The organism is Cellulomonas sp. KRMCY2 (assembly GCF_000526515.1).
Lineage (GTDB): Bacteria > Actinomycetota > Actinomycetes > Actinomycetales > Cellulomonadaceae > Actinotalea.
The window spans coordinates 2,587,768-2,601,414 of sequence record NZ_JAGF01000001.1 but is presented as its reverse complement, the minus strand read 5'-3'; the positions used below and the strand labels follow the sequence as shown (position 1 = coordinate 2,601,414).

Genomic DNA, 13,647 nt, shown 5'->3' with positions numbered 1-13,647 from the left:
GCTCATCGGTGCTCATCCGACACGACCGTGCTGGTCAGGGTACCGAGGTTGCCGATCATGATGTCGATCACGTCACCGTGCCGCAGGAACCGGTGGGCCCGCTCCGCCTCGGGCAGCTTGGCCGGCGTGCCCGTGGCGATGATGTCGCCGGGCTCCAAGGTCATGACCGTGCTCAGGTACGCGACGAGGTACGGGACGGTGAAGATCATGTCCCGTGTGCTGGCCCGCTGCATCACCACGCCGTTCACCGTGAGCTCCAGGTCGAGGCACTGGGGGTCGGGGACCTCGTCGCGGGTGACCAGCGTCGGGCCGAGCGGACCGAAGGTGTCGAACGACTTGCCGAGCAGCCACTGGGTGCCCCGGCCCTGGTAGTCGCGGGCGCTCACGTCGTCGAAGATGCAGTACCCGGCGACGTGGTCGAGCGCGTCGGCCTCCGGGATGTCCCGGCCACGCCGCCCGACGACCACGGCGAGCTCCGCCTCGTAGTCCACCTGCCGGCTGACGCGCGGCAGAACCACAGCGGCCCCCGGCCCGATCACCGTGTTCGCCGTCTTGGCGAAGATCTCCGGGAAGTCCGGCAGCTCGACAGTCCCGGCGGCGGCATGCCCGCGGTAGTTGTAGCCGACGCACAGGATCTTGCCGGGGCGTGGAACGGGCGCCAGCAGCGTGACGTCCGACGCCGGCAGGAGGGTCGCGGGGTCCGCTGCCGCGGCGGCCGCCCGGGCGCGGTCCAACGCGGGCTCACCGGCGGCGAGCAGGCGCGTCATGTCGACCGGGAGGTCGGGCTCGGTACGGCTCAGGTCCAGGACGAGGGGCCCGTGCTCACCGGGGAGCTGCACCCCGACGCGCTCCCGGCCGTCGCGCACGAAGGTCACGAGCCGCATGCCGCACCGCCCGCTGCACCGCTCGGTCCGGTGCGGCCCACCGGGACCGCCGTCATCCTCGGCGCCCTCACCAGTACGGCTTCCAGCCGGGCCTGGTCGCGCGGGTCAGAGCCTCGAGGTAGAAGTAGTCCCCCCAGAGGTTCCCCTCGTCGACCCCGACCGACTTGGGCAGGTCGTAGACGCCGTGCAGGAGCAGGGCGTTCGACTCGGGGTGGCCGGCGGTCGAGTAGCGGGCCGCGAGCGACGCGAGGATCTCCCGGGCTGCCACCTGGTAGCGCTGCCTGCGCGCGCCCTCGGGCAGCCACGACGCGAGCTCGTCCAGGCCGCAGACGGCGATCGCCGCCGCCGAGCTGTCCCGCTGGGCATCGCTGCCGTCGGTGAACACCAGGTCCCAGAACGCCACGTGATCGGCCGGCAGATGGTCGAGGAAGTAGTCGGCACACCGCTCGGCCGCGCGCAGGAGGCTCGCGTCCGACGTGTAGCGGTAGCTCAGGGCGAAGCCGTAGACGGCCCACGCCTGCCCCCGCGCCCAGCACGACTCGTCGCCGTGCCCCTGCTCGGTCGCGCCCCGGAGGGCCTCGCCGGTCGTGGGGTCCCAGTAGAAGGTGTGGAACGTCGTGCTGTCGGGCCGGATCATGTGGTCCCGAAGCTGGACCGTGTGCCGATGAGCCGCCTCGGCGAAGCGCGCGTCCCCGGTCACCTCGCTCGCCCAGTAGAGCAGCGGCGTGTTCATCAGCGAGTCGATGATCGTGCGGCCGCGCTGCTCGGGGTTGTGCAGGTCACCCCAGGCCTGGATGATCCCGGCCGGCTCGAGGTACCGCGCCATGAGGTGCTCGGTGGCCTCGACCGCAGCCGTCTTCGCGCGGTCGTCACCCGTCAGGCGCCACGGCGCAACGCACGCCAGCGTGTAGAGGAAGCCGAGGTCGTGGGTGTCGAGGTCGATCCGGCGCTCGACCCGCTCGGCGAAGTCCCCGATCAATGGCTCACCCGCGCGGCGGTAGGCGTCGTCACCGGTCAGCTCGTAGGACAGCCAGAGCATCCCCGGCCAGAAGCTGGTCGTCCAGCCGAAGTTGCTGCCCTCGGCGAGACCGCCCTTCGATGCGCGCCGGCGGTAGACGTTCTCGACCGTCGTGTCGTCCGGGTACCAGTCGCGGAAGGCGTCGATGTTCCGCCCGACCGTCGCCAACGCTGCGGACAGGGCGCGCTGGAGACCTGCGCCGGCCGGCGTCGGCTGGTCGTCGGTGGGCGTCTGGTCGTCGGTGGGCGTCTGGTCGTCGGTGGGCGTCCGGTGGTCGGTGGGCGTCATGGAGTGGTCCTTCCCGGGCATCGGGTGCCGGTGGTCGTGGTCCCGCGGGTCAGAACCGGGGCCGGGCTCGGCACGGACGCCAGGCGGGGCGCCTCCGTCATGCCGGGAGCAGGGCGTCGTCGGCGGCCTCGATCGCGGGCCGCAGGGTGAACCTGCTGTTCGCCCAGACCACGTACAGCAGCGGGGCGACGGCGAGGCCGAGGCCGAGCGCCGGCCGTGCGGCCACGAGCGACGCCAGGAGCCCCAGCACCAGCAGGGACACCGCGGTGAGGTACCACCTCCGTACGGCCAGGTAGAGCGCCGCCCGCAGGAGAGCACGCACCGGCGCCTCCGGCCGCGCCACCGCCCCGACCAGACCGAGCGTGGCTGTCGCCACGACGAGCACGGCGATGGTCAGGAAGACCGGGATGGCCACGGCCCCCCACCGGTTCTGGGACATCGCCCGCACGTCCACGCCGAGCACCACGAGCGCACCCGTGGCGAGCGCGCCGATCCTCAGCGACCGCGCGAGGTGGCGGCGCCAGGCCCCGCCGAAGGTGCGCACCACGGTGGTCGTCCCGTCCGCGGAGAAGGCGCCGAACACCGCGAAGGCCGCAGCGACCGCCGGCGCGCACAGCGGCGCGACGAGCGCGAGGAGCGGCCAGGACCTGACCGGGTCCGTCGCGACCAGGCCCACGACGAACGGCAGGCAGGCGACCACCAGCAGGAGGTTCGTCATCAGCGCCACGTACACCGTGCCGAACACCTGGGTGTACATCTCGTACGGCGCGCGCACGAGGCTCATCCCTTCAACCCGCTCGTGGCGATGCCCTCGACGAAGTACCGCTGGCCGAGCATGAAGATGATCGCGATCGGCAGCACCGAGAGGACCGAACCGGTCATGATCAGCGCGTGCTCGGCGTTGTACTGCCCGACGAAGGTCTTCAGGCCGAGCTGGATGGTCCACAGCTCGGGGCTGCGCAGGTAGATCAGCGGGCCGAGGTAGTCGTTCCAGGTGTTGACGAAGGTCAGCAGGGTGAGGCTCGCCAACGCGGGCACGGACAGCGGGAGCATGATCCGCCGGTAGATGCCGTACTCCGTCAGACCGTCCACCCGGGCGGCCTCGCTGAGTTCCTCCGGCACCGTCTCGTAGAACTGCTTCATCAGGAAGACGCCGAACGCACCGAAGGCCTGCAGCGCGATGATCGACCAGAGCGTGTCCGACAGGTTGATCTTCGACATCAGGATGAACTGCGGGATCATGTAGGCCTGCCACGGCACGGCGATCGTGCCGAGATAGACGAGGAAGAGCACATCCCGACCGGGGAAGCGGATCTTCGAGAAGCCGTACGCGGCGAAGCTCCCGGTGAAGACCTGCAGCGCCGTCACGGCCAGCGCCAGGACCATGGTGTTCTTCAACCACGTGGTCATGTCCGACTTCTGCCAGATCTCGACGTAGTTGCTCCACACGAAGGTCTCGGGGATCCACTGGATCGGGATCGTGAACACGTCGTTGTTCGTCTTCAAGGACGACATCAGCATCCAGAAGAACGGCAGGAGCACACCGACCGCCGCGACGGCGAGGGCGAGGTAGCCCAGCACCCGGCCGATGCTCCGTGCGGCCGGACCGTGACCCGAGGAGCGCGTCGACGGGGTGCCGATGTCCGCGGCGGGCCTCGTGACGGTCTCGGCGTGGTGGGGGGTGGCCATCAGTCGTCGCTCCTCTTGTTGATCAGGAACTGCACGACGGTGACGGAGATGCAGATCAGGAAGAGGACGATCGAGATGCTCGACGCGTAGCCGAGCTGGTTCTCGACGAAGCCCTTGTTGTAGATGTACTGCGAGAGCACGAGGGTCGACTGACCGGGTCCGCCGTTGGTCATGACCAGGATCAGGTCGAACACCTTGAAGCTGCCGATGGTCAGCATCACGGTGACGAAGAAGGTCGTCGGGCGGAGGCTGGGGACCGTGACGTTCCGGAACCGCTGCCAGGCGTTCGCGCCGTCCATCCGCGCGGCCTCGTAGAGCTCGGGCGGGATCGTCTGCAGGCCGGCGAGGAACAGGAGCATGTAGTAGCCCATCTCGCGCCAGGTGCCGACGATGATGACGGCGGGCATCGACCAGTCGGCCGAGGTCGTCCAGCCAGGCGGGTCGCTGATCCCGATCGCGGTGAGGAACTGGTTGATCGGCCCGAACTCCGGGCTGAAGAGCATGTTCCAGACCACCGCGATGGCGACGATGGAGGTCACGTAGGGGAAGAACGCCGCCGTGCGGAAGAAGGCGACACCGCGCAGCTTCCGGTTGAGCAGCAGGGCCAGGGCCAGCGACAGGCCCAGGGTGAGCGGGATGTGGAACGCGGTGTAGTAGAGCGTGTTGAGCAGCGCGGTCACGAAGCTCTGGTCGCCGAGCAGCCGGCTGAAGTTGTCGATGCCCACCCAGTCGGCTGTGCCGAACGCGTTCCAGTCCGTGAAGGCGATGTAGAACAGCGCGAACACCGGGATGAGCGTCAGCAGGGCGAAGCCGAGGAAGTTCGGCAGGATGAACGACCAGCCGAGCAGGGTGTTGCGCCGCTTGAGGCGACTGCCTGGTCGTCGGACCGCCAGCGTCGTTGCCATGGTTCTCTCCAGTCTCGGTCGGGGTCCGGCGCGCGGCGCGTCGCCGCGCACCGGGCCCTGACGGTTGGTCAGCGACCCGAGGTCACTGGTCGAGGACCTCGTTCTTCACGCGGTCGGCCGCTTCCGAGACGGCGGCGTCCACGGCCGAGCTCTCGGACATGATCGCCGAGTGTGCGTCGGCCAGGATGTTCTGGATCGTCGCGGTGTCCGGCGAGAGCGGGTTCTCCGGCCGCGTGTCGTGCGTGGAGAACGCGAACTTGGACAGCTCGTCGGCCGGCGCACCCTCCAGGGCGAAGTACGCCTCGGTCACGGCGTCCGAGGTGTAGGCGGGCGTGATGCCGATCCCTGCGAGGGCCGTCGCCGCGTCCTCGCCGCCGATGAACGCGAGGAACGCCTTCGCCGCCTCGACCTTGGACTCGTCGATCGCGGGGTTGATCCCCAGACCGGTCGGGTCGCCGAACGTGACGGGGACGTCCGTCGTGCTGGAGTCGAGCTGCGGGGCCGGGGCGATGCCCCAGGTGAAGGTGTCGGCCTCCCCGTTGCCCTGCTGGGCGATCAGGGTGGCCACGTACCAGCTGCCCATGGGCATCATCGCGGCCTTCTGGGTGCCGAACTGCGACTGGTAGGTGAGGCTGTTCGTCGTCGCCGTGCCGTAGGTGACCTGCGCACCGCTCTGCTGCAGGTCGAGCGAACGCTCGTAGTAGGGCGCGACGTACTGGTAGTCGCCGCCCAGCAGGTCGGCGTCCGGGGTCTGGGCGAGCGCGAAGCCCTGGACGACCGACTGCCAGACGTGCTGGTAGGTGCCCAGCGCCTCCGACCCGGCGCCCTGCAGGCCCGTCGTCAGCTCCTTCGCCGTCGACACGTACTCGTCCCAGGTCCAGGTCCCGTCCGGGTACTCGACACCGGCGGCGTCGAACAGGTCCTGGTTGTAGTAGACGTACCAGGAGTCCTGCCGGTAGGGGATGGCGTAGGTCGCTCCGTCGACCTGGTAGGACTCGAGGCCGCTGACGTTCTCGTCGTAGGACGATGCGACGTCGGAGACGTCCATCAGCTGGCCGCCGTCCTGGTACGTGAAGAAGTTCTTGAGGTTCTTCTGCACGAAGATGTCGGGGGCTGAGCCGGCTGCGAGGTCGGCGATCATCTGGGTGTCGTAGTTGGTGGCGTCGTACTCCTTGAGCTCGACCGTCACGTCGGGGTTCGCCTCGTGGAAGGCGTCCGCGAGCAGCTGGAACTCGGGGGTGGTGGCCAGGCTCCACCCGGCGAGGGTCACCGTCACGGGCTCAGCCTGTTCCTCGGCTCCGGTCGCCGCGGGGTCGGGCGCCGCGTCGGCGTCGGCGTCGGCGTCCCCGCTTCCACCGCCGCAGCCGGCAAGGGCCAGCGAGACGACCGCGGCAATGCCGAGGCCACTCAAGGTCGAGCGCTTCATCTTCTCTCCTTCGAGGTCTGGGCCCGTCGTTGGGCCCGAACAACTACCTGGTGGCCGGATCGGCGCACCCGGAAGACGGGTTGGTGAGCTGGGCTCGGGTGCGGGTACGGGCACCGTCCGGCCACGTCACTGTCACGTCGGCCGCCGGCCCGTCGCGCTCGATCACCGCGGTGCAGGTGCCGGCGCCGACGGCCGACCGCGCGCCCGTGAGCTCGAGGAGCGCCGCGACCCAGACGCCCTCGTGCACGGGGAACAGGAGCCACGGGACGACCGAGCCGCGACCGAGCGGGCTCGCGTCGACGCACGCGGTGGTCCCCACCTCGGGCTCACCGACCACCGCACGGATGCTCGACGCGACGCGGCCCGCTGCCGCCCCCGCCCCGACGGGCACCGGGTGGGATTCGGCGTCCGGACCTGACGCGGCCCAGCCGGCGATGCGCAGGCGGAGAGCAGCGACGGCCTGCTCGTGCCCTGTGCTGCCGACACGATGGACGTCGTCGACCCGAGCCAGCCGCAGCTCCCACGGGCCCCGCACCAGCGAGACCACGGTGATCCGCCCGGCCGGCGCGGCGACACCGACGTAGCCGGAGCCGTGGTGCTCCTGCTCCTGAGCGGGCGTCAGCCAGTGCGCCGCAGCGATGGAGGCCGCCACTCCGACGGGGCCGGCGTCGGTGTCCAGGACCTCGACAGTCAGGGTCCGCAGGCCCGTCCGGTGGGTCGCCCGACCGTCGGCGTCGACCAGGACGACGGACTGGTCGAGCGGGTCGACCCAGCTCGCCTCGTCCAGGAGGGGGCTGGTCGCCGTCGAGTAGCCGAGCCGCGCGTAGAGCGGGGAGTCCCCCGACGTCGCACCCTCGACGGCATGGTCCGTCCCGTGGTTGACGACCCGGACGATGCCGTCGGCCCGCGTGCCCGAGACGAGCCAGCCCGGGGCCCGCACGGCCAGCAGGGTGTCCTCGCGCTCGACCGGCAGCGGCTCTTCGACGGCCGTCCATACCGCGTGGTCGGCCGGCAGGGCGAGGCCGAGCATGCCCTTGCTCGCCCAGTACGGGGATCCAGGGCCGGAGTAGGCCTGCGCGATCCGCGGCCACGGGCCGTGCCAGCCCGGGGTGAGCAGGCCACGCTCGTCGAACGCTCCGTGCGCCGCGAAGTGCCCCAGGATCCCGGATGCGGCACGACGCAGCAGGCCGGGCGCCACGGAGGGCACCTCGGCCATCGCGCCGACCCAGAACGGGGCGGCAGCGGCGAACCGGTAGCCGAGGCTGCGGCCCTGGATCAGCGGCGACCCGTCCGCCCCGACCAGGGCGACGGCGTCGACGAGGTAGCGGTCGAGGAGCGCCGTGTCCGAGGCTCTCCGGGGTGCGGCGAGGTCCTGCGCGCCGGCCATCCGTGCCCACAGCGTGGGGTACAGGTGCAGGGCCCAGCCGACGTAGTGGTCGTAGGACCGCTCGACGCCGTCGGCCAGCCAGCCGTCGGCCCGCACGAACCCGTCATGGGTGGCCAGGTCCTCGGCCATGTCCGTCGCCGACCACGGTCCGTCGACCGACCGCAGGAAGGTCTGGACCACGAGCCGGAACCAGACCCAGTTCATCCGTGGGTAGGTGCTGTCCCCGACGGCGGGCGACAGGTACTCGATCACGCGCTCGCGCACCCGCGGGTCGAGCCGGTCCCAGATCCACGGCCGCGTCAGGTCGAGCACGAGGGCGATCGATGCCGCCTCCACCTTGGCCTGCGGGTGCTCGTCCAGACGCACCCAGCGGTCCGGCGAGGCGGGATCGGTACCCGTCGCGAGTCCCTGGGCGTACCACTCCGCCACGTTCCCGGGGTCGTCACCGCGCTCCCCCGCGAGGCGGAAGCCGGCAAGCAGGAACGTGCGTGCGAACCCCTCGAGGCCGTCGATCGCGCGCCCGTTCCCGCCCTCGGCGCCGGGCAGGGTGATCCGCGCGTGCCCCTCGGAGGCGTAGGGGCGGACGGCGGCGAGCATGGTGTCGGCAAGCTCGGCCCACTGCGTGCGGGACCAGCCGGTGCACGGGGACAGCGGGGACAGCGGGGACAGCGGGGGCAGCGGGGGCAGCGGGGGCAGTGAGCGGACGGTCATGCGGTCACCGTGCCCACTCTCGGCGTCCCGGGCCCGGTCACGACAGCCGACAGCACCGTCGGGGCGTGCGTCCTGGGCTGGCGATCCCTCACGTGCTCTTCTCCGTCGAAGTGTCTGAGGCCGGCTGCACCGTAGCGTGCACGTTCTCGATCTGATCTGATCGGATTGTGTGCGCGGGACCCAGTGAACCGCTCACATACGAACATGTCAATGCGCTGAATCGATCTGATACGATCACAATCGATCTCAGAGGCTCGAACATCATGATCGATCCAGCGTGGGGTCGGTGAGGAGGCACGGTGACGTCACAACGCTTCGTCGGTCCGCTCGCCGCCATGTGGCCCGCTGCGAGCCCCGAGGGACTCCGCACCTCCCTGCGCGGCCCGGACACTGCCCTCCCGGTGCCCTCGGCGGACGACCGCTCGACCTGGGACCTCACGGCCGGCTCCGTCGACCACGTGACGTTCGACGATCTCCGACGACGGGCCGACGCCGACCTGGGCCGCGCGTGGCCCCAGCCCAGCCCGCGAGGGTACGCCCGCTACTTCCGCGACGGCGATCGGGACGACTACGAGCAGGCCGTCTTCGCCAGGCAGCAGCGACTCAGCCGGGCCGCCGTGGTCGCCGCCGTCACCCTCGACCCGACCTGGATCGACGAGGTCGCCGATGGCATCACCCTGCTGTGCGAGCAGAGCTCGTGGTGCTGGCCGGCCCACGACGACACGCATCGCGTCCATGGCGCCGTCGTGCCGACCGTCACCGACCCGTTCCTCGACCTGGGAGCCGGCGAGGTGGTCGGCCAGCTCGCCTGGATCGACCAGCTGCTCGGCACCCAGCTCGACGACCGCGTCCCGGGCCTGCGCGCGCGGGTCCGGCACGAGGCACGGGTCAGGGTGCTCGACCCGTTCGTCCGCCGCCGCGACTGGCACTGGCTCGGCCTCGACGGGGACGTCCACAACTGGAACCCGTGGATCCACGGCAACGTGCTGGTCGCCGTGCTGCGCCTGGTCGAGGACCCGGTCGAGCGAGCCCGGCTGGTCGCCCTCGTCGTCGAAGGCATCGACCGGTACGTGGCCGCCCTGCCGCCCGACGGCGCGGTCGACGAGGGCTACTCCTACTGGTGGAACGGGGCCTGCCGGGCACTCGAGGCGCTCGAGGTCCTGACCCACGCCGCCGGCGGCGCGCTGGACGTGACGGCGGTTCCCGCACTGTGCGCGACAGTGGCCTTCCCGCACCGGATGCACCTCGGCGGTGACTGGTACCTCAATCTCGCCGACGGTCCCGCGCGCCCGCCGTCGGACCAGCCGTGGCATGCCCTGCACCGGGCCGCTGTCCGGGTCGGCGACGAGGACGCCCGCAGGCACGCCGCAGCCCACCGCCGACCCGGCGCGCCGGCGGCCGACGAGCGTGCAGGTCTCGGTCGGCTGCTGCAGGCCCTGACCGATCGGACCTGGCTGGCGGCCGGTCCCGAAGCCTCTCCGCTCCCGCGCGACGTGTGGCTCGCCTCGACCCAGGTGCTCGTGGCACGCGGGTCCGCCGGCACGCCCCGCGGCCTGACGGTCGCGGTCAAGGGTGGCCACAACGGCGAGCACCACAACCACAACGACGTCGGCAGCGTCGTGGTCGCGCTCGACGGCGTCCCGGTGGTCGTCGACGCGGGACGTCCGACGTACACGGCTCGGACCTTCGGGGACGATCGTTACGGCATCTGGACCATGCAGAGCAGCTGGCACAACGTCCCGGAGATCCGCGGCACCACTCAGTCCCCCGGCCACCGGTTCGGCGCTCGGGAGGTGTCCACGGAGACCGACGACGACCACGCGCAGCTGCGCCTGGATCTCGGTGGCGCCTACTCGCGCACCGACGTGCGGCACTGGTGGCGCACGGTCCGGCTCGACCGGACGCCCGATGCCGCACCCCAGCGCGCAGCCGAGCGCGTGACGCTCACCGACACCTGGGAGCTGGACGACGCGGCAGGCGCGCCGCCGAGCACCGTGCGCCTGCTGCTGGCCGGCGACGTCGTCGTCGGCACCGGCCGTGTCCTGATCACTGCGCCCGCAAACGCCGGTACCGTGATCCTGAGTTGGGAACCCGGCACGGCAGCCGCGGCCGTCGAGGTCCGCGAGCTCGACGACCCGCTGCTCAGCGACGTCTGGGGCGCCCGCCTCACCCGGTTGACGATCGAGGTGGGCGACGCGCCGTCCGGCACGCTCACCGTGACGGTGAAGGAGGACCGATGAGCACGCTCGACGCACGCGGACCCTTGCCGATCACCCGGCGGGCCCAGCTGCTCGAGGCGCTGCAGCGCCAAGGCACCGTTCGGGTGTCCGAGCTCACCGACGTCCTCGGCGTCACACCCGTCACGATCCGACGCGACATCGCGCAGCTGGCCAGCGAGGGCCTGGTCCGGCGCGTGCACGGCGGCGCGACCCTCGTCGCCCAGGACGAGGACACCGAGGACCGCTCACCGGTCCGGCCGACCACGGACCAGCCCGTGCTCCGATCGGTGGGCATGCTCGTCCCCTCGCTCGACTACTACTGGCCGGGCGTCGTGCGCGGAGCGGAGGAGGAGGCCAGGGTCCACGGGCTGCGGATGGTCCTGCGCGGATCCTCGTACGAGACCGACGACGACCGACCCCAGCTCGCTCGGCTGATCGAGCAGGTCGGGGTCGACGGGCTCGTCATCGCACCCCGGATGGACGCCCTGACCGCCAACGAGACGATCGGCTGGCTCGCGTCCACCCGGCTGCCCCTTGTCCTGGTCGAGCGATCGGCGACTGTCGGGCCCCATCACGCGATGGTCGAGTCCGTCGTCTCCGACCACGCCCTCGGTGCGGCCATGGCCGTCCGCCACCTGGCCTCGCTCGGCCACCGCAAGGTCGGCCTGGTGCTCAGCCGGCAGAGCCCGACCGGTCCGCACGTGCGGCGCGGCTGGCTGGAGGCGGCTGTCGAGTGCGGCTTCTCGGCGGATGCCACTGTCGACGCCCTCGTTCCTGGCCCGCGGTCGGCCGAGTGGGATGCCGCGCTCGACGCCGTCGTCGACCGGTGCCTGTCCACCGGGACGACAGGCCTTCTGGTCCACGCCGACGCCGAGGCGATGGCCCTGGTCCAGCGCTGCGAGGAACGGGGCCTCTCGGTACCGGGCGACCTGTCCGTCGTGGCCTACGACGACGAGGTCGCCGGGCTGTGCAGCCCGCCGCTGACCGCGGTCCGTCCACCGCGCCGGTCCATCGGCCGCGCAGCCGTCGGCCTCGTCGCCGCACGGCTGGCCGATCCGGGTCGGCCCGCCCACCGCGTGGTGATCAGCCCGTCGTTGCGGGTACGGGAGTCCTCCGCGCCGCCACGGTCCCTGCCCTGAGCGCGTCGTCGCGGATCGACGGGTCCTCAGGGACCCGCTAGCGACCGCGCAGCCGCCGGAGCAGGGTGTCGACAGCCTCGGAGCGGTCGGCCGGATCGTCCTCGGGGTCCGGTTCGGAACCGTCGGAAGCGTCGGGACCGTCGGGGTCGTCGCCCCACGGGCTCGTCTCCCGGCCGGCGACCATCGCGTCGAGGGCGGCCAGCACCGAAGGCGTCAGGTCGACGCGGTGCGTCGGCGTGCCGTCGGCCTCGAGACAGAGCCGCACCGGGAGCCGCTGACCGTTGAGGGTGGTCAGGAGCTCGGCGACCTCTCCGGCGGCGGACGCCGGGGCGCCCGAAGAGACCACGATCTCGAACGGGTGTTCGGGGATCTCGACGAGCGAGCGTACGAAGGCGGCACTCTCGAGCCAGTGCAGGATCTCGTCCTGCGGTACCGCGCCCCGTGGGATCGCGTCGTCGATGGTCAGGTCGGGGTGCGTCGCGGCGAGGGTCTGGAGCCGGGACAGCGCGCGGATGAGGCGGTCGGTGTGCTCTGCGACGTCGGCCAGACGGTCGGTGCCACCGAGCTCGCCCCGGTGGTACGTCCAGATCGCCTGGGCGTCGGAGATCGCGTCCAGGACGTGACGCGGGTGCAGTGGATCCACGGCGTTCCTATCGGCCCGGGTGGCCGAGACGTGAGGAGGCCACGGGCTCGGCGGCCCCGGGACGGCCGCTCTCCTGCCCTCGCCCGGCATCGACCACGAACGTCGGCCATACCGGTGTCATCGACGGCGCGGTGCTCCTATCGTGGCGGCATGGGCGGGGTGACGTCGTGGCCGATGTCGGTCCCGGTGGTCGCCGGACCGGGCTGCGAGCCCATCGCCGACGGCATCCTGCGGGAACCCGTCTCGGCGGTCTCGAGCCTGGCGTTCGTCGTGGCCGGTGCCGTCGTCGTGGTCGGCGCCCGCCGCGGTGCGCGGGGTCAGGGTGCTCCGCGTGGCACGCCAGGCGGCCGCTCGCCGTCACTGGTCGGCTACGGCGTCCTCGTGGCGGGCATCGGCCTCGGCTCGGTGGCCCAGCACGGGCCCAACCCGGTGTGGGCGGACCTCGGCCACGACCTGCCCCTGCTGGCCACGCTCGCCTTCATCACGGCCGACGCCGTCGCCGACCTGATCGGGCGACCTCGTGCCTGGTGGTGGTGGGCGTTGCCCTCCGTCGCACTCATGCCTCTCCTGCACGCTGCACCCCGGGCCGGCGACGTGTCCATGGACGTCGCGGCCGCGGTCACCGTGGCCATCAGCCTGGTCCGGGCCCGCGTCAGACCACGCCTGAGACGACCGATCGTCTGGACGGTGGTCCTGCTCGCGATCGGCGGGCTGACCTCGTTGGTGTCGGACGCCGGATGGCCGGCGTGCATGCCGGGGAGCGTCTGGCAGGGCCACGCCGTCTGGCATGCGCTCACGTCCGTGGCGCTCGTGGTCCTGGCCGCCGCCCTGGGCACGCAGGGGTCAGCGCCGCAGCACGTGGATGCTCCGTCGGAGGACGAACAGTGGTGATGCGGCGTCGCCGACGCCACATCAGCGATCACAGCCGGGCAGCGCCCTTGCGGTGGAGTCGGATGTGCGCCACCCGGAGGCCACGGGCCTTCGTCGGGCCGCCCGGAGCGCGCTCGTCGGCGGCGAACCGCTGGAGGAGGCGCTGCTCGAGCTCGCGCTCTTGCTGCCGGTAGATCGTCAGGAACAGGTCGGGATGCATGGGGTTCTCCTGCACATCATTGGGCAGTGGCGGGTAGCCACTTTCAGCCGAGGAGACGGGTCACGCCTCACGGGGCTGGTGGAACGGCAACGCTGCTCCACGTGACCAGCATTCCACCGGCGCGCACCGGAATCCTGGGATTCGTCGGGGAACATCGGGTGACTTCTCACCCCCACTCCAGGGCGTCCCACGGCACTCGTTCGTCGGGAGCCCGCTACTCGTACCGCCGGGGTCCCGGGGCGGCTCGG

The 13,647-nt window shown here is 71.6% G+C and carries 12 protein-coding genes; 3 read left to right on the top strand and 9 right to left on the bottom strand.

Annotated elements, in window-relative coordinates:
- Positions 1 to 2: 2 nt before the first annotated feature.
- From K415_RS0112465 to K415_RS21895, 7 genes are all read right to left on the bottom strand, one after another.
- On the bottom strand, positions 3 to 884 hold the full coding sequence (locus K415_RS0112465; protein WP_024287374.1) for a fumarylacetoacetate hydrolase family protein: 882 nt from the start codon (positions 882 to 884) through the stop codon (positions 3 to 5).
- Positions 885 to 951: 67 nt separating this feature from the next.
- Complete coding sequence (locus K415_RS0112460) at positions 952 to 2,190, bottom strand: glycoside hydrolase family 88 protein (protein ID WP_081785231.1); 1,239 nt, start codon at positions 2,188 to 2,190, stop codon at positions 952 to 954.
- A 97-nt stretch (positions 2,191 to 2,287) separates the two neighbouring features.
- Positions 2,288 to 2,974, bottom strand: coding sequence for a DUF624 domain-containing protein (locus K415_RS0112455; protein ID WP_024287372.1), 687 nt, complete (start codon positions 2,972 to 2,974; stop codon positions 2,288 to 2,290).
- Entirely contained in the window at positions 2,971 to 3,879 is a 909-nt protein-coding gene (locus K415_RS0112450) for a carbohydrate ABC transporter permease (RefSeq protein WP_024287371.1), read from the bottom strand. Before K415_RS0112450 ends, K415_RS0112455 begins: the two co-directional genes overlap by 4 nt.
- The gene (locus K415_RS0112445) at positions 3,879 to 4,784 is read right to left on the bottom strand and encodes a carbohydrate ABC transporter permease (protein ID WP_024287370.1); all 906 of its coding nucleotides are present in this window, start codon (positions 4,782 to 4,784) and stop codon (positions 3,879 to 3,881) included. Before K415_RS0112445 ends, K415_RS0112450 begins: the two co-directional genes overlap by 1 nt.
- An 82-nt stretch (positions 4,785 to 4,866) precedes the next feature.
- Entirely contained in the window at positions 4,867 to 6,210 is a 1,344-nt protein-coding gene (locus K415_RS0112440; protein ID WP_024287369.1) for an ABC transporter substrate-binding protein, read from the bottom strand.
- Positions 6,211 to 6,253: 43 nt separating this feature from the next.
- A complete protein-coding gene (locus K415_RS21895) occupies positions 6,254 to 8,308 on the bottom strand; it encodes a DUF2264 domain-containing protein (RefSeq protein WP_081785023.1) in 2,055 nt (684 codons plus the stop codon).
- Between the two features lie 299 nt (positions 8,309 to 8,607).
- Between K415_RS21895 and K415_RS0112430 the strand changes: the two genes are divergently transcribed.
- Together K415_RS0112430 and K415_RS0112425 are read left to right on the top strand one after the other, a co-directional pair.
- Positions 8,608 to 10,548 carry a heparinase II/III family protein gene (locus K415_RS0112430; RefSeq protein ID WP_024287367.1) on the top strand — a complete coding sequence of 647 codons (1,941 nt, stop codon included), beginning with the start codon at positions 8,608 to 8,610 and terminating at the stop codon, positions 10,546 to 10,548.
- Positions 10,545 to 11,666, top strand: a complete 1,122-nt coding sequence (locus tag K415_RS0112425) for a substrate-binding domain-containing protein (RefSeq protein ID WP_024287366.1) — start codon at positions 10,545 to 10,547, stop codon at positions 11,664 to 11,666. The genes K415_RS0112430 and K415_RS0112425 overlap by 4 nt, the downstream gene beginning before the upstream one ends.
- A gap of 37 nt (positions 11,667 to 11,703) precedes the next feature.
- On the opposite strand, the gene K415_RS0112420 is transcribed toward K415_RS0112425, so the two are convergent.
- Entirely contained in the window at positions 11,704 to 12,309 is a 606-nt protein-coding gene (locus tag K415_RS0112420; RefSeq protein WP_024287365.1) for a hypothetical protein, read from the bottom strand.
- 150 nt (positions 12,310 to 12,459) lie between these two features.
- Here K415_RS0112420 and K415_RS0112415 point away from each other — a divergent pair, with 150 nt between their 5' ends.
- Positions 12,460 to 13,200, top strand: a complete 741-nt coding sequence (locus K415_RS0112415; RefSeq protein ID WP_024287364.1) for a hypothetical protein — start codon at positions 12,460 to 12,462, stop codon at positions 13,198 to 13,200.
- A gap of 28 nt (positions 13,201 to 13,228) precedes the next feature.
- On the opposite strand, the gene K415_RS24025 is transcribed toward K415_RS0112415, so the two are convergent.
- Positions 13,229 to 13,399 carry a hypothetical protein gene (locus tag K415_RS24025; protein WP_155859455.1) on the bottom strand — a complete coding sequence of 57 codons (171 nt, stop codon included), beginning with the start codon at positions 13,397 to 13,399 and terminating at the stop codon, positions 13,229 to 13,231.
- Positions 13,400 to 13,647 lie beyond the last annotated feature (248 nt).

Coding starts and splice junctions, on each gene's coding strand:
- K415_RS0112465 (WP_024287374.1), bottom strand. CDS start 884: ATGCGGCTCGTGACCTTCGTGCGCGACGGCCGGGAGCGCGTCGGGGTG.
- K415_RS0112460 (WP_081785231.1), bottom strand. CDS start 2,190: ATGACGCCCACCGACCACCGGACGCCCACCGACGACCAGACGCCCACC.
- K415_RS0112455 (WP_024287372.1), bottom strand. CDS start 2,974: ATGAGCCTCGTGCGCGCGCCGTACGAGATGTACACCCAGGTGTTCGGC.
- K415_RS0112450 (WP_024287371.1), bottom strand. CDS start 3,879: ATGGCCACCCCCCACCACGCCGAGACCGTCACGAGGCCCGCCGCGGAC.
- K415_RS0112445 (WP_024287370.1), bottom strand. CDS start 4,784: ATGGCAACGACGCTGGCGGTCCGACGACCAGGCAGTCGCCTCAAGCGG.
- K415_RS0112440 (WP_024287369.1), bottom strand. CDS start 6,210: ATGAAGCGCTCGACCTTGAGTGGCCTCGGCATTGCCGCGGTCGTCTCG.
- K415_RS21895 (WP_081785023.1), bottom strand. CDS start 8,308: ATGACCGTCCGCTCACTGCCCCCGCTGCCCCCGCTGCCCCCGCTGTCC.
- K415_RS0112425 (WP_024287366.1), top strand. CDS start 10,545: ATGAGCACGCTCGACGCACGCGGACCCTTGCCGATCACCCGGCGGGCC.
- K415_RS0112415 (WP_024287364.1), top strand. CDS start 12,460: ATGGGCGGGGTGACGTCGTGGCCGATGTCGGTCCCGGTGGTCGCCGGA.
- K415_RS24025 (WP_155859455.1), bottom strand. CDS start 13,399: ATGCATCCCGACCTGTTCCTGACGATCTACCGGCAGCAAGAGCGCGAG.